The sequence below is a fragment of the Mumia flava genome (assembly GCF_002797495.1).
Classification (GTDB): Bacteria; Actinomycetota; Actinomycetes; order Propionibacteriales; family Nocardioidaceae; genus Mumia; species Mumia flava.
Window position 1 is genome coordinate 1,244,167 of the sequence record NZ_PGEZ01000001.1, and the last position, 15,143, is coordinate 1,259,309.

Below are 15,143 nucleotides of genomic sequence, written 5' to 3' on the forward strand. Positions count from 1 at the left end.
CGTGGCTGCAGGGAAGCGAAAACTGACCTCGGACGCGTCGGGCCGATCCCGCGGCCGTCGTTCCGAGCGTCGCGCCCGACCCAGCGAGCCCACCCGCGCAGCAGGCCGTACGAGCGAGCCCGCGCCACCGGAGCAACCGCCCGCGCCGCACCCGGCCGAGCCGGCCGCACCACCGGCGTCGCCGTCGGAGACCGGGCCCGACGTCGCCCCTCCGTACGTCGGCCGCCGCCGCGCCCAGCCCGCGGTCGAGCCGGCACGCGAGGCTGCGCCCGAGCCGCCCCCCGAACCCCCCGGCCGACCCGGCCGGGCGCCCTGGTCCGCGGACGAGACACCGTCGGCGCCCGAGGCGGCCGCGCCACCGTCCGAGCCGGACGTGACGGGAGAGGCACCGGCAGCAGGGCACCGGCCCTCCCGCGACGAGCCGCCGACGGCCCGTCCCCGACGCGGCCACGGGCTCGACAAGCCCGAGGTCACCGAGCTGGAGATCGGGCACAGGATCCACAAGGTGGCCCCCGACGTCCAGCCGCTCGACGTCGACGGCGTCCGTACGATGGCCGTGGGGTCGGCGATCTGGCTCGCCCTCGGGCTGGGGATGCTCCCGTTCATGAGCACGCTCCAGGCGAACGGCACGATCTGGTGGCTCTGGACCTGCGTCGCCGGGTTCGGGCTCGGGCTGATGGGGGTCGAGTACTGCCGTCGCCGCCGTGCCGCCCTCGCCGACGCCGACTCCGAGGCCGACCCCGGACACGACGACGCCCGCTGAGCCACCGGCTCGGCGGGCGTCGCAGGCGTCCTCGGTCTCGTCAGACCGTGGACGGCTCCGGCTGGCCCTCCTCGGCGAGCTCGGCCGGCTCCTGCTTGCGGATCGTGGTCCGCAGGGGGACCTCCTTGATCAGCAGCACCGCGATCAGCGCGACCACCGCGACGCCGGCCGCGATCGCGAAGATCTCCGCCGTCGCGTCTCCGTAGGACGTGCGGACGAGCGTGGCGATCGGCGCGGGCATCGCATCGAAGTCGAGCGTGCCGCCGGCCGAGGCCGCCGCGCCCGGGTCGACTCCCAGCTTCGCGAGGCCGGACGCGATCCTGTCCTGCACGCCGGTCGCCAGGATCGCACCGAGCACGGAGACGCCGATCGTGCCGCCGAGGGATCGGAAGAACGCGACCGCGCCGGAGGTCACGCCGATCTCGGTGACGTCGACCGTGTTCTGGACGGCGAGCACGAGGTTCTGGAGCATCATGCCCATCCCCAGACCGACTGCGGCCATCCCGGTGTCGATCACGATCTGCGACGTGTCGTGATCGATCGTGCCGAGCACGAGCAGCCCGCTGATCAGCAGGACCGAGCCCGCGACCAGGAACCGCTTCCAGCGGCCGTACCGGGTGATCAGCTGACCCGACACCAGGGTGCCGACCAGCGACCCGCCCATCAGCGGGATCATCAGCAGCCCCGCCTCGGTCGGGGTGTGACCCTGGGCGACCTGGAGGTACTGGCCCAGGAACACCGAGCTCCCGAACATCGCGATCCCGACCGCCATGCTCGCCACGATCGCGAGGGTGGTCGTGCGGTCGCGGAAGACCTTCAGCGGGACGAGCGGCTCGTCGACGCGCGTCTCGACCCGGATCAGCGCGGCGACCGCGATCGCCGTACCGGCCCAGAACGCGGCGGTCTGCCACGAAAGCCAGGCGTAGGTGTCCCCGGCGAACGTGACCCACAGCAGCGGCAGGCTGGCGGCGATGGCGACCAGGATCGCGCCGGCGTAGTCGACCTTCACGTCACGCTTGAGCGTCTCGATCCTCAGGTAGCGCTGGAGCAGGACGAGGCTCACGACCGCGAACGGCACGCAGACGAAGAACGTCCAGCGCCAGCCGAGCCAGTCGGTGTCGACGATGATCCCGCCCACGAGCGGCCCGGACACCGTGGCCACGGCCATCGTGCCGCCGAGGTAGCCGCTGTAGCGGCCACGCTCGCGAGGGGTGACGATCGACCCGATGATCGCCTGCGTCAGCGCCGTCAGTCCGCCCATCGCCAGACCCTGGATCGCGCGGGCCGCGAGAAGCGTCTCGACGTTCTGCGCGAAGCCGGCGATCGTCGACCCGACCACGAACGTCACGATCGCGATCTGGACGAGCACCTTCTTGTTGAGCAGGTCGGCGAGCTTGGACCACACCGGGGTCGAGACGGTCATGGCGAGCAGGGCAGCGGTGACCACCCAGGTGTACTGCGACTGCGTCCCGTTCAGCTCGCCGATGATGGTCGGCAGCGCGTTCGACACGATCGTCGACGCCAGGATCGCCGTGAAGAGCGCGGCGAGCAGGCCGACCATCACCTCGAGGATGGCGCGGTGCGAGAGCTGCTGCTCGCCGCTCGGCGGAGCGGTCGTTGCGGACAAGAGCGGGTCCTTCCAGGTCAGGCATGCACGCCGGGCGTGCACGGGTCAGGCGGGTGGTTCGGGTGGTTCGGGTGGAGCGGTCAGGCGTCCACCGGGTCGAGCTCGTCGCGCAGCATCGAGGCGGCGAGCTCGACCGAGAGGTCGGCGAAGCGGTCGGTGGTCTCGTCGTCCCAGTCGGGGACCTGCTGGCAGAGCCGCTCGGCGTACGCGCGCCAGATCCGGCTCAGCTCGTCGCGGCCGGCGTCGGTCAGGGAGATGAGGCCGGCTCGGGCGTCGGCCGGGTCGGGGCGCCGCTCGACCAGTCCCGCGGCCTCGAGCGCCGTCACCTGGCGGCTCACGACCGACGGGTTCAGCCCGAAGGAGTCGGCGATCGCCGTGACCCGTTGCTCGCCCGCGGTCGCGAGGCGCTTGAGGACGGCGACGTCCGCCCGGCGCAGCCGCGTGTCGGCCGGCTCCCAGCGGTGGGCGTTCGACCGCAGCGCACGGCCGAGGTGGGTGAGCGCGACGGCGAGACGCTCGGCTCCGGCAACGCTGGGCATGGCGACCTCCTCCGTCCCGACGATCCACTTTCGTTTCGCTATGCAACCATATACCGGTTGCTTGCGGTAGGCAAACGAATTCGGCGCCGCCGTCGCCACGCACATGCCTGCGTACGAACCACACCCCGACGCCGGTCACGCACATGCCTGCGTACGAGCCCGTACGGGGTGGCGAACGCAGGCATCACCGTCCGGCCGCGCGCGCACCCCCCGACATGCCTGCACACGAACCCCGAGCGGGTACCGAACGCAGGCACGTCAGTCCGTCGGGCACCGGCGTGGGCGCAACGCAGGCACGTCGGTCCGTACGGGACCGGAGCGGGTGGGGAACGCGACGACAACCGCCCGCGCGGGGCGGTGTCAGACCAGCGGGTCGATGTCGTCGACGGTCACGGTGTCGTGGACCGGCGGCGGGGCGGCCGACGCGGCGGGACGCTTCACCTTCGTCTGCGAGTGCGCCCCGCAACCGTGGTCGAACGCGACCACACGGCCGTCGTCGTTGGCCATGCCGTTCGCGCAGACGCCGAAGCGGTTGCCCAGCGGCGGCGTCAGCCAGACCATGAACCCGCAGGTCCGGCAGCTCCCGGGCGCCTGACGGGTGAGGGCGTTGTCCGGGCCCTGCGACCCGTCGTGCCAGCGCTGCGCGGCCAGGTCGCGGCCCTCGAGCGAGAGCACCTCGATCCGACCGAGCCCCACCTCGTCGGCGATCGGCCGGACCGACGTCGGATCGATCTCGTCGTCCACGGCGGCGTCCCCGGTGAACCACGCCGGCGCGAGCCGTACGTCCGCCTCCTCGGGCGGGAGCAGGTCGCCGGGCGACAGGTCGCCGGGCTGGACCCGGTCGGCGTACGGCGTCCACGCCGGAGCGACGATCGCCTGGTCGCCGGGGAGCAGCACGATCTCGTCGATCGTCACGCGCTTCTGACGGGCAGCGCGCACGACCGTGACCGACCAGTGCCACCCGCGGTAGCCGCCCTGCTGAGCGGCGAAGGTGTGGGTGACGACGCGGTCACCCTCCGCCCGGGCACCCAGGTAGTCCCCGACCCGCTCGGTGCCGACCTCGTCGATCAGGGCAGCGCGCGCCTGCTCGACCGCATCGGCGGCGACCGAGTCCAGCTTGACGGCGCGGGTGGAGGGGGGCATGGTTCCATTCTCACGTACGGCGGGGGGTGCCGCTGCGGGTGGGGTCAGGCGGACAGCTGGTCGGCGAGCGCACGCAGCAGCGCGGCCGTCTGCTTGGCCGTCTTGCCCTCGGGGTGGCGCCCGGCGCGGTAGGTGCCCTCGACCTGGTCGAGCAGACCGATCAGGTCCTCCACGATCACGACCATGTCCTCCGGTCGCTTGCGGCGGGCACGCGCCTGCTGCTGGGCGACCGACGGCTGCTTCTCGAGCACCCGGACCTGCAGCGCCTGGTCACCGCGGCGACCGGCGACGATCCCGAACTCGACCCGCGTGCCGGGCTTGAGGTTCGTCAGACCGCTCGGCAGCGCGTCGGCGCGGACGTAGACGTCCTCGCCGTCGTCGCGGCTCAGGAATCCGAACCCCTTGTCGGAGTCGTACCACTTGACCTTGCCTACGGGCACGGCGCAGTCCTCACATCTCGGTCGTCGTTCAGCGGGTGCAGTGTTCAGCAGGTGCAGTGTTCAGCGGGTGCGGTGTTGCGGTGGAGCGTTCGGGTGGTGCAGGCAGAGCACCGAGGTCGATGCCCCGGTGCATCCCTACAGCCTAGGACACCGCCGGACGCGACCACAGCGCATCCAGCCGAGCCGGCAGGTCCTCGAGCGAGGCCAGCACGGCCTGCGCTCCGGCTGCCCGCAGACTCTCGGCGTCGCACGGCCCGGTCGTGACCCCGATCCCGGCGACCTCGGCGGTCACGGCCGCCTCCATGTCGTGCTCGTGGTCACCGACGTACGCGAGCGCCCCGACCTCGCGGAGGACGTCCGCCTTGCCACCGCGCCACGCCCGACCGCGGACCTCGTCGGCGACCAGGCCGAGCCGGTCGAGGTGCAGGCGCGCGTGGGGCTCGTTCTTCGCGGTGATCACGACCACGCGCGCCCCGCGTGCCCGCACGTCGTCGAACGCGGCGTGGGCCCCGGGCAACGCCTCGACCTCGTCGACGGCGATGGCGGGGTAGAGCGCGCGGTACTCGTCGGCGCGCTGCTCCACCTCGTCCTCGGCGAACCAGTGCGCCATCTCCAGCTCGACCGGCGGCCCCAGGCGCGACACGACCAGGTCGGCGTCGATGGGGACGCCGGTGCGCCGCGCGATCTCGACGTACACGGCCTTGATCCCGGGACGCGAGTCGATCAGCGTCATGTCGAGGTCGAAGCCGACGGCGGGGACGGTACTCACGCCCAGAAGCGTACGGGTGCGCCCGACCGGCCCCAGCCGGGCTGCCGCCCGAGGCTCAGACCGAAGGCTTGACCTCCCGCGCCGTCCGTACGCTGCCCGCTGCCGCCCGACGCTGGGCGACCAGCTGGGCGATCCGTATGCGTGCAGCGCGACGCTGCCTCTCCGCGAGATCGATGTGCGACATCAGTGCCCCCTACACCTTGTGTCGTACCGTGCGTTCATGGTAGACGCCCGAGGTACTCAGAATGTTTCCGTTTATTGGTAACGGTTGCGTAACAGTGCGTGTCGAGCGTGTGCGGCCTGTTCCGGGCCTCGTTGCGGTTCCGGGCCTCATTGCGCGAGCCTCCGTACCAGCGGCAGCCGCCCGCGGACGAACAGCCCGCTGAGCGCAGCCGCGAGCAGCGGCACCCCGAGCGCGATCACGGCGATCAGTCCGTACGGGACGTCGACCGTGTGCCCGACCGGCCCGGACGCCGTCAGCGGCACCGTCGCCGCCAACCCCGGGACGAGTCCCACAGCCACCCCCAGCACACCGCCGACGACCGCGATCACCCCCGCCTGCGCCGCGGCGACCCTCCTCCGCGTGGCGGGCGACGCGCCCACCGCGGCGAGCGTGGCCAGGTCGGGCCGCGCGTCTCGCAGGGCCAGACCGGTCGCCGACAGGGCACCGAACAGGACACCGAGCCCGCCGAGCAGGGCGAGAGCGACGAAGTACGGCGTGTACGTCTCGTCGGGGCCGTCCTCGACCATCACGCCCTGATCCCCCGGCAGCGCGCGCATCGCCGACCGGAACTCGGCGAGCTGGTCGTCGGAGAACGTTCCGGGAGGGGCGTACAGGGTCACGGTCGACGTCGGCAGTCCCTCGCGCTCGGCCAGCGCGGGTGAGATCACCGTGGCTGCGGGGTACGTCGGCGCCTCAGGATCGGCGGCCGGCTGCAGCCCGAGATCCGCCGGCACGGCCGGCACCTCGAGCACCCGGCTGCTGATGCTCTCGCCGCTCACCCAGTCCCAGGTGTCGACCTCGAGCCGCGCCTGCCCGTCGCGCAACCAGGCGGCGTCCGCGACCACGGCTCCCCCGTCGTCCAGGCGCGCCCGCGCCGCGGGATCGAGCTGGATCCCCCAACCGGCCAGGTCGTCGGCCGAGGCGACCAGGACGTCCGGTCCCCATGCCGTCCAAGGGTCACCGCGCTTGGCGGTCCACACCTCGACGTCCTCGCCGTCGGTCGACCCGCCGATGCTCCGCGCCGCGCCGAGCTCGGCACCGGCGATCCGTGAGGCCGCCGCCTGCACCTCCGCGACCGACGCCTCGTCGGTGGAGACGGCCATCGCGCCCATGGGGTACGCCGGGACGTAGTTCGCACGCGCTTCGGCGACGTCGCTCGCCGTGGCGATCGCGAAGGCGGTCGCGGCGCCCACCACCGCCATCACGGCCGCGACCGCCGGCGCGCTGCGCGCGGTCTGCCGAGCGTTGTCGCGGACCGCGAGGCGGAGCGAGACCGGGAGGATCCCGGCCAGCCGGCCCGTCGCCCGCAGGAGGGTCGGAAGCACGAAGACCGCGCCGACGACCATGAGCATCGCCCCGACCGCGATCGCGTACTCGCCACCACCGCCGGTCCCGACACCGAAGGTGGCGCAGAGCGCGACCCCGACGCCGCCGAGCGCGAGGCCCGCCCAGGGCCAGCCCCCACGCGACCGTACGGGTGGGCGCCGGTCGGCCAGCACGGCCGCCACGTCCATCGCGGCGACCCGGCGCGCCGGGGCCAGCGCGGCGATGGTCGCGGCGACGACCCCCAGCACGACCACGCCGGCCGTCGCCGCCCACACCACCTGGAACGGACCGGCGCCCTGGCCGAACCCGTCGACCAGGACCCGGACGACCAGCGCGGCAGCCGGGACCGACAGCGCGGCGCCGACCAGCGCGGCTCCGAGGCCGAGCACCGCAGCCTGGGCCAGGACGATCCGACGCAGGTGTGCCGCGGACCCCCCGGCCGCGGCCACGAGTGCGAGATCGCGCTCGGAGCGCCGCGCACCGACGGCGAAGGCCGGGCCTGCGAGCAGGACGACCTGGATCACCACGCCGACCGCGATCAGCAGCAGCACCGTCGTCTCGTCGGAGCTGAGCCCCTGGTCGCCCCAGCGTCCCGGAGCTGCGGACTCCGCGGGCGGGTCCGCGAGCACCGCCCGCGAGACGACGCTGAAGCCCTGGCGGTTGAGGTCCCGCACCTCCGGCCAGGTCACCGGGTCGGCGCGGTCGAGGACGAAGGTCTGCGCGTACCCGTCGTCGGTCGCGCCGGTCTCACCGGGAGTGACGAACGCACGCGCGCCCGGCCCCGTCGACAGGGAGCCGAACACCCCGGTGCCGGTGACCGTGAACGAGCGGTCTCCGACGATCAGGCGGTCGCCGATCCCGAGTCCGGCCTCGTCGGCGAGCCCCGGACTGATCATCGCCTCGTCCGCCGAGGCCGGCAGCCGCCCCGTGCTCAGTCGCGTCATCGGCGCGACCAGCGGGTCATCGGCGGGCACCTGGATCGCGTCCACGGCGACAGGGTCGCCCCCCTCGCCCGGCGCGACCGCGTCGGCGTAGCCGCGGACGATCGGGACCACCCGGGCGTCGGTCACGGTCTCGAGCAGCCGCCGCTGCTCGGCCCGGTCAGGCGGGCTGGCGTCTCCCGCGTAGTCGAACGCCGACCCGTCCGGGCTCTGCCACACGCGCCCGCCCTGCCAGGTCGCCGCAGCCACGCCGTCGCCCATCAGGCCGGTCACGTCCTCGGCCGGCGTCACGTCCGAGGTGGCGGCGACCGTCGTCGCGGTGACGGCCAGGAGCACCGGCACGCCGACGGTCACGGCGACGAGCGCACTGCGCCCCTTCGCCCGGAGGATCTCGCGTCGCGCCATCCGGAACGCGGCCCGCCAACCGCCGCTCACCGGGAGTCGCCCCCGGCCAGGTCGAGCAGCGCGCCGAGTCCCGGGCCCGGCCCGGTCGCGTCGACGACGATCCCGTCCCGGAGGAACACGACGCGGTCCGCCCAGGCCGCGTGCCGTGCCTCGTGAGTCACGACGAGCCCGGCGGCGCCGTCGTCGACGCGCCGGCGGAGCAGGTGCATGACGGACTCGCCCGTCTCGGAGTCGAGGGCGCCGGTCGGTTCGTCGGCGAGCAGGACCGTGCGCGGTCCGACCAGCGCGCGGGCGATCGCGACGCGCTGCTGCTGACCGCCGGACAGCTCGTCCGGGAACCGCGACGCGAGATGCTCGGTCCCGGTCTCCTCCAGCGCGGCGACTGCTGCCGAACGCGCCACCGAGACCCGGGCGCCGTCGAGCTCGAGCGGGAGCGCGACGTTCTCGACGGCGGTCAGCGACGGCACCAGGTTGAGGTCCTGGAAGACGTAGCCGAGGGCCCGGCGGCGCAGCGCAGCCACCGCCGTACGACTCAGCCCGTCGAAGGACGTCCCGCCGACCAGCACCTCCCCGGCGGTGGGGGTGTCCAGGCCGCCGGCGAGATTCAGCAGCGTCGACTTCCCCGAGCCCGACGGGCCCATCACGGCGACCAGCTCGCCGGACCCGACCTTCAGGTCCACCCCGCGCAGCGCATGGACCGCGGTCGCGCCGTCGCCGTGCGTGCGGGTCACGGAACGGAGCTCCAGCAGCGGCGTGGCGCCGTCGTTCGCGCTCTCGTTCATCGGGCGCTCCGCTCGGTCGTCGCCAACGCATCCAGGTCGGAACGTTCGGCGGTGCCCGCACCGGAAGTACCGGCTCGCCGGGCCGCGGCGGCCTGGCGGACCCGGGTCTCCATGTGGTCCAGCCAGCGGACCTGCGCCTCGGTGCCGAAGATCGAGCGCTCCAGCACGAGCTCCCACGCGAGGTCCTCGGTGTCGAGGGCCTCCCGCTTGAGCCGCGTCAGGTCCTGCAGGTGGCGCAACGAGTCCGCGCGCTGCGTCTGGATCACCGCGGGGACGTCGACGCCGGGGAGCGTGACCCCGAGCGCGAGCTTGATGGTCAGCTCGTCACGCGGGTCCGTCGCACGCGTCACCGCGCTCGCGAACCACGCGTCGACGCTCGCACGACCCTCGTCGGTCAGCCGGTACGTGACCCGACCCTCGCCGTCCGGCTCGGGATCGGCCACGACGAGGCCGTCACGCTCGAGACGTCCGAGCGTCGTGTAGACCTGACCGACGTTCAGCGGCCAGGTCCCGCCGGTGCGGCGCTCGAACTCCGAGCGCAGCCGCGCCCCGTACGCAGGCTGCTCCGAGAGCAGCGCCAGCAGTCCGTTCCGGATCGACATCCGGACCCCCTACATACTCGGTATACATCCAGGTAGAGAGATGTATACCGAGTATGTAGCGGAAGCGCAAGCGTCTCGGGCGGATCTCCCGTTGGTCGAGGCCGAGCGAAGCGAGGCTCGAGACCCGTTCGGGGTCTCGATCACTCACTCGTCCCTCGCTCGCGCCTCGACCAACGGAAGCACCGGCCTCGCTCGCGCCTCGACCAGCGGAGGATCCGGACGGTCAGGCCGCTGCGCTCGCCCCCTGGGCAGCCGGCTCGAGTGCCTGCGCGACGATCTCGGCCACGTCCGTCATCGGACGGACGTCGATCGCCTCGAGCACCTCGGCCGGGACGTCGTCCAGGTCCGGCTCGTTGCGGTGCGGCACGAACACCGTCGTCAGCCCGGCCCGCTGGGCGGCGAGCAGCTTCTGCTTGACGCCGCCGATCGGGAGCACACGGCCGTTCAGCGTGACCTCACCGGTCATCCCGACCTCGGAGCGGACGTTGCGTCCGGTCGCGGCCGACACCAGCGCCGTCACCATCGTGACGCCCGCGGACGGCCCGTCCTTCGGGATCGCGCCGGCCGGGACGTGGATGTGCACGTGGCGCTCGAGGAACGCCTGGTCGACGCCGAGCGCTTCGGCGTGCGAGCGGACGTACGACAATGCGATCCGTGCCGACTCCTTCATCACGTCGCCGAGCTGGCCGGTGAGCGTGATGCCGGGCTCCCCGTCGGTCGGCGTCGCCTCCACGAACAGGACGTCACCGCCGAACCCGGTGACCGCCAGGCCCGTCGCGACGCCCGGCACCGCGGTCCGCTCGTCCGACTCGGGGGTGAACCGGGGCCGTCCGAGGTAGTCGCGCAGCGCCGCCTCGTCGACCACGACCGCCTGCGTCGCCCGCGCGCCCGCGAGCTGCGTCGCGACCTTGCGCTGGATCTTGGCCAGCAACCGCTCGAGCTGACGTACGCCCGGCTCCCGGGTGTAGTCCGCGACGATCTTCGCCAGCGCCTCGTCGGTCAGGGTGACCTCGTCGGCGTCCAGCGCCGCCCGCTCCAGCTGGCGCGGCCAGAGGAAGTCGCGGGCGATCGCGGCCTTGTCGTCGGCGGTGTAGCCGTCGAGGGTGACCAGCTCCATCCGGTCGAGCAGGGCCTGCGGGATCTGCTCGACGACGTTCGCGGTCGCGAGGAACAGCACGTCGGACAGGTCGAGGTCGAGATCGAGGTAGTGGTCGCGGAACGTGTGGTTCTGCGCCGGGTCCAGCACCTCGAGCAGCGCGGCCGCCGGGTCTCCCCGGAAGTCCGCACCGAGCTTGTCGACCTCGTCGAGCAGCACGACCGGGTTCATCGAGCCGGCCTCGTTGATCGCGCGCACGATCCGGCCCGGCAGCGCACCGACGTACGTCCGCCGGTGACCGCGGATCTCGGCCTCGTCCCGGACACCACCCAGGGCGACCCGCACGAACCGGCGGCCGAGCGAACGGGCGACCGACTCGCCGAGCGACGTCTTGCCGACACCGGGCGGTCCGGCGAGCACCATCACGGCACCGGAGCCGCGGCCGCCGACGACCTGGAGCCCGCGCTCGGCGCGACGCGCGCGCACCGCGAGGTACTCCACGATCCGGTCCTTGACGTCCTCCAGCCCGTGGTGGTCGGCGTCGAGCACCGCACGCGCGGCGGAGACGTCGTTGCTGTCCTCGGTCCTGGTGCCCCACGGGATCTCGAGGACGGTGTCGAGCCAGGTCCGGATGTAGCCGGACTCCGGGTTCTGCTCCGAGCTGCGCTCGAGCTTGTCGACCTCCCGCAGCGCCGCCTCGCGGACCTGCTCCGGCAGATCGGCCTCGTCGACCTTCGTGCGGTACGAGTCGGCGCCGTCGGGCTCGTCCTCGCCGAGCTCCTTGCGGATCGCGGCGAGCTGCTGGCGCAGCAGGAACTCGCGCTGGGTCTTGTCCATCCCCTCGCGGACGTCGTCGGCGATCTTCTCCGCGACCTCGGCCTCGGCGATGTGGTCCTTGAGCCAGCCGATCAGGACGCGCAGTCGCTCGGCGACCTCCGGCGTCTCGAGCACCTGACGCTTCTGGACGTCGGTGAGCCAGGAGGCCCAGCCGGACAGGTCCGCGAGGGCCGACGGGTCCGTGACGCGGTTGACGTTGTCGATGACCTGCCACGCGTCGCGACGCTGGAGGTCGCCGATCACGAGCGAGCGGTACTCCGAGGCGAGATCGGCGACGGCCGCGTCCTCGGTGCCCTCCTCGACGTGCTCGGTCTCGACCCACAGCGCGGCCCCGGGCCCGGTGACACCGGTCCCGATCCGGACCCGCTGACCGGCCTTGAGGACGGCCGCGGCCTGCCCGGCGGCCGTACGGCCGACCTGGACGATCTCGGCCACGACCCCGTACGCGGCGTAGCGGTCCTCGAGCCGCGGCGCGACGAGCAGGCGGTCGTCCGTGCTCGAGCGCGCTGCGTCGACCGCGGCACGCGCGGCCTCGTCGAGCTCGATCGGCACGACCATGCCGGGGAGCACCACCGGCTCGGTGAGGAACAGGACGGGAAGCTGCTCAGCAGCCTGAGCCTCGGTCATGTGCACACCTTTCCCAAAGTTGAGTGTGCAAGATTCAACTTCCCTGAGGCTCGGGTTGTTCCCTTCCGTCTGTCCGCCCAGGGCGAACGACCGGTGCGCCGTTCGCGGCGTCGCCACGGCCCCCGGCGGGGCCCTCCCCGAGCCCCGCCACGGCCGGCGACGCGGGCGCCTGCGCGCCCTCGTCGTCCTTGACGAACTCGACCCGGATCGCCTCGAACCCCTTGTGCCGCTGCGCCTTCGCGTAGTCGGAGTACGCGCGCCGGTCGGCGCGGGTCAGCTGGACGTTGTCGGTGAACGGCGTGAGCAGGGCCCGCGGGTACAGCCGCTTGGTCAGCACGACGTTGATCTGGACACCGAACAGCCCCATCACGGCACCGATGTAGATCAGCCCCAGCATGCCGAGGACGACGGCGAAGATCTGGTTCAGGTTGCTGGCCGCGCCGATCACGTGCTGGACGTAGGCGGCGCCGCCGATCTGGAGGAGCTGCCACATCAGGGCGAGCGCGAAGGCGCCCGGCGCCGCGGCCTGGAAGCTGTGCGCGCGAGCCGACGCGAAGCGGAACAGCACAGTGAACGCGAGCCCGGAGACGATCACGACCCCCGCACGGATCAGCAGGTCGACCCAGGTGAAGCTCTCGTCGAAGAGGAGCTCGCTGCTCCCCGACAGGAACGCCGTCACGCCGGCGATCGCCACGAGGACGAGGCCGGCCATGCTGAACATCACGAGGCTGCGGCCCCGACCGAGGAACGGGTTCGGGCGGGAGTTGCGGGGCACGGCCCATGCGACGTTGATCGCGTTCTGCGCCGACTGGCCCAGCCCCAGGATCCCGTACAGGGCGGTCAGCGCACCCGCGACCACGGCCCAGGTCGACCCCTCGAGGCCCTCGGTGCTGGCGATCTGGGTGTTGATGATCGGGAAGCTCGCGACGGCGGTGTCGAGGATCTGGTCGCGCAGCTCGGGGTCGTTCTGCAGGAAGAACCCGAGGACGCTCGAGCCGATCAGCAGGATTGGGAAGATGGCCACGAACGCGTAGTAGGTGACGGTCGCGGCCAGGTAGTTGGACTGGTCGTCGAAGAACTTGTAGACGACCGCCAGCGGAAACCCGATGACCGGGTGCTCACGCTGGTACCGGTCGAACTTCCCGACGACTGACACTGCGCAACGCTACCTGCCCGGGGCCGCGTTCGCGGTCAGGCCCTGCGCGTCGGCCCGGCCTCAGTCGCAGGTGCAGAGGCAGAAGGGGTGGCCGGCCGGATCCGCGTAGACCCGGAATCCACGCTCCTCGTCGTCGCTGTGGCCCGGGGGCTCGACCGGGTCGAGCGGCTGCGCGCCGAGCGCGAGGGCGCGGCGGTGCGGCTCGTCGTACGACGCGACGGCCAGGTCCAGGTGCGCCTGCTGCGGCAGGCCGTCCGGCCACTGCGGAGGCTCGAAGTCGTCGACGCGCTGGAACGCCAGCGACGCGCCCTCGAGCTGCGCCCAGTCGTGATCGCTGCCGGCCGCGACCTCGACCTCGAGCATCCCGGCGTAGAAGTGCGCGAGCGCGAGCGGGTCCGGGCAGTCCAGCACGTAGGCGCCGATCCGTACGGCACCGGTGGACGCGCTCATACCGCGCACCCCCGCGCCCGGACCGCGGGGCGCAGCCGCCGACGGGCGGGCACCCGCGCGGGCTCGCGTACGGCGTCGCCCGGCCGAACGGGCTGGGCCTCCCGCGCGCCTTCGGCCCGGGAGGAGGACGCACCGCCCGCGGGCCCGGCCGGGGAGCCGAGTCGCGGCGTGCGCAGGAGCGCCTCCTCCTCCTGCCGCCGCGCGGCCAGCTGGGTGTGGCGCGTGTGCGCGTCTCGTCGGTCGAGCATCTGCTCGACGACCAGGAATCCTCCCCAGAACTTCATGACTCCCCCTCGATCCGTAACCTCCCTACAGACTTTGCCAGTTACGGCGTCCCTGCGCAACCGTCATTCGCGTTATGCTGGTTTGGTGAGTGCGTACGCCGATGCCGGACCCGATCCGGCGGACCGGGTCGTCGCGTTCCTCAACACCCTCGACGTCGAGGACGCGCACGACGCGCTCGCCACCGTCGACGACCTCGCCGCCTGGACGGGCGAGACGAGCGACCGGACCGTGCACCACCAGGCCCTCCGGCTGCGTGACGCCCTGCGCCGCCTCGCCTCCGGCGAAGCTCCGGCCGAGGCCGTACGGGTCGGGGTGACCGTCGAGATCGGACCGGACGTCGGGCTGCGCCCGACGTCGCTGATCGAGGCCGTCGCCGCCGACGTGGCGACACTGACGGCCGAGGACCGCCTGGCCCGCGTCAAGATCTGCCCCGCGGACGACTGCCGCTGGGCGTTCTACGACCGCTCGAAGAACCACTCCCGCCAGTGGTGCTCGATGGAGGTCTGCGGCAACCGGGCCAAGGCACGCAAGCACCGTGCGCGTGCCGGGCGCGGGTAGGGGCGTCTCAACCGGCGGGTCCCGGCCCGCTCGACCGGCGAGCCTCAGGCCGCGTGCTTGACGACGCCGGCGACGACGCGGTCGAAGATCGTCCGTTCGAGCACCGCGCCCTCGCGCCGGACGTCCGCTTCCTCGACCTCGATCAGCCGATCGAGTCGGACCTCGCTCGGACGCCGCTGCCGGTCCCAGGCACCGGAGCCGATGTCCATCCAGTACCGCCCCCAGCGCGCCTCGTCGGCCGCGTCACGGTCGTGGTCCTTGCTCGTCATCATGACGGCGACGAGGTTGGTCCCGCGTCGCCCGACGAGAAGGACCGGGCGGTCCTTGCCCTGCGACGGATCGTCCTCGTACGGCACCCATGTCCAGACGATCTCGCCGGGATCCGGTCGGCCGTCAGGCTTCGGGGCATACGTCATGACCGTTCCGTACGGCCCGGCCACGACGGCACCGGGGCGCCACCCGGCGGCGCGGCGGACCGCCTTCGCGAAGCGCCGCAGCGGACCGGTCGACGTCGATCGCGTGGCCATGCAGGGAGAGTAGCGGGTTCGGGCGGGCACCTGGCTACGCAGATCCT

The 15,143-nt window shown here is 72.9% G+C and carries 15 protein-coding genes; 2 read left to right on the forward strand and 13 right to left on the reverse strand.

Going from position 1 to position 15,143, the window contains the following annotated elements:
* Position 1 precedes the first annotated feature (1 nt).
* Positions 2–763 (forward strand): DUF2530 domain-containing protein, encoded by a 762-nt coding sequence (locus CLV56_RS21210; protein ID WP_245857643.1) that lies wholly within the window; start codon positions 2–4, stop codon positions 761–763.
* Positions 764–803: 40 nt separating this feature from the next.
* Here CLV56_RS21210 and CLV56_RS05895 read toward each other — a convergent pair whose 3' ends face one another.
* The 12 genes from CLV56_RS05895 to CLV56_RS05950 all read right to left on the reverse strand — a co-directional run bounded on the left by CLV56_RS05895 (position 804) and on the right by CLV56_RS05950 (position 14,010).
* Positions 804–2,390, reverse strand: a complete 1,587-nt coding sequence (locus CLV56_RS05895; RefSeq protein ID WP_245857644.1) for an MDR family MFS transporter — start codon at positions 2,388–2,390, stop codon at positions 804–806.
* A gap of 80 nt (positions 2,391–2,470) precedes the next feature.
* Positions 2,471–2,929 (reverse strand): MarR family winged helix-turn-helix transcriptional regulator, encoded by a 459-nt coding sequence (locus tag CLV56_RS05900; RefSeq protein ID WP_100414533.1) that lies wholly within the window; start codon positions 2,927–2,929, stop codon positions 2,471–2,473.
* A 360-nt stretch (positions 2,930–3,289) separates the two neighbouring features.
* Positions 3,290–4,072, reverse strand: a complete 783-nt coding sequence (locus tag CLV56_RS05905) for a DUF3027 domain-containing protein (protein WP_039367965.1) — start codon at positions 4,070–4,072, stop codon at positions 3,290–3,292.
* A 44-nt stretch (positions 4,073–4,116) separates the two neighbouring features.
* Positions 4,117–4,512: a cold-shock protein gene (locus tag CLV56_RS05910; RefSeq protein ID WP_039367962.1), complete on the reverse strand. Its 396-nt coding sequence runs from the start codon at positions 4,510–4,512 to the stop codon at positions 4,117–4,119.
* 142 nt (positions 4,513–4,654) lie between these two features.
* Complete coding sequence (locus CLV56_RS05915) at positions 4,655–5,281, reverse strand: HAD family hydrolase (RefSeq protein WP_039355605.1); 627 nt, start codon at positions 5,279–5,281, stop codon at positions 4,655–4,657.
* Between the two features lie 330 nt (positions 5,282–5,611).
* Entirely contained in the window at positions 5,612–8,206 is a 2,595-nt protein-coding gene (locus CLV56_RS05920) for an FtsX-like permease family protein (protein ID WP_100414534.1), read from the reverse strand.
* A complete protein-coding gene (locus CLV56_RS05925; protein ID WP_039352748.1) occupies positions 8,203–8,958 on the reverse strand; it encodes an ABC transporter ATP-binding protein in 756 nt (251 codons plus the stop codon). The genes CLV56_RS05920 and CLV56_RS05925 overlap by 4 nt, the downstream gene beginning before the upstream one ends.
* The gene (locus CLV56_RS05930; protein ID WP_039352751.1) at positions 8,955–9,560 is read right to left on the reverse strand and encodes a PadR family transcriptional regulator; all 606 of its coding nucleotides are present in this window, start codon (positions 9,558–9,560) and stop codon (positions 8,955–8,957) included. The genes CLV56_RS05925 and CLV56_RS05930 overlap by 4 nt, the downstream gene beginning before the upstream one ends.
* Before the next feature lie 223 nt (positions 9,561–9,783).
* Complete coding sequence (gene lon, locus CLV56_RS05935; protein ID WP_039352754.1) at positions 9,784–12,120, reverse strand: endopeptidase La; 2,337 nt, start codon at positions 12,118–12,120, stop codon at positions 9,784–9,786.
* 34 nt (positions 12,121–12,154) lie between these two features.
* Positions 12,155–13,276, reverse strand: coding sequence for a YihY/virulence factor BrkB family protein (locus tag CLV56_RS05940; protein ID WP_100414535.1), 1,122 nt, complete (start codon positions 13,274–13,276; stop codon positions 12,155–12,157).
* A gap of 60 nt (positions 13,277–13,336) precedes the next feature.
* On the reverse strand, positions 13,337–13,726 hold the full coding sequence (locus CLV56_RS05945) for a VOC family protein (protein WP_039340946.1): 390 nt from the start codon (positions 13,724–13,726) through the stop codon (positions 13,337–13,339).
* Positions 13,723–14,010, reverse strand: coding sequence for a hypothetical protein (locus CLV56_RS05950; protein ID WP_039340943.1), 288 nt, complete (start codon positions 14,008–14,010; stop codon positions 13,723–13,725). The genes CLV56_RS05945 and CLV56_RS05950 overlap by 4 nt, the downstream gene beginning before the upstream one ends.
* Before the next feature lie 85 nt (positions 14,011–14,095).
* On the opposite strand from CLV56_RS05950, the gene CLV56_RS05955 reads away from it, so the two are divergent.
* Positions 14,096–14,569, forward strand: a complete 474-nt coding sequence (locus CLV56_RS05955; protein ID WP_039340941.1) for a CGNR zinc finger domain-containing protein — start codon at positions 14,096–14,098, stop codon at positions 14,567–14,569.
* 44 nt (positions 14,570–14,613) lie between these two features.
* Here CLV56_RS05955 and CLV56_RS05960 read toward each other — a convergent pair whose 3' ends face one another.
* The gene (locus tag CLV56_RS05960; protein WP_245857648.1) at positions 14,614–15,096 is read right to left on the reverse strand and encodes a type II toxin-antitoxin system PemK/MazF family toxin; all 483 of its coding nucleotides are present in this window, start codon (positions 15,094–15,096) and stop codon (positions 14,614–14,616) included.
* Between the last annotated feature and the right edge of the window lie 47 nt (positions 15,097–15,143).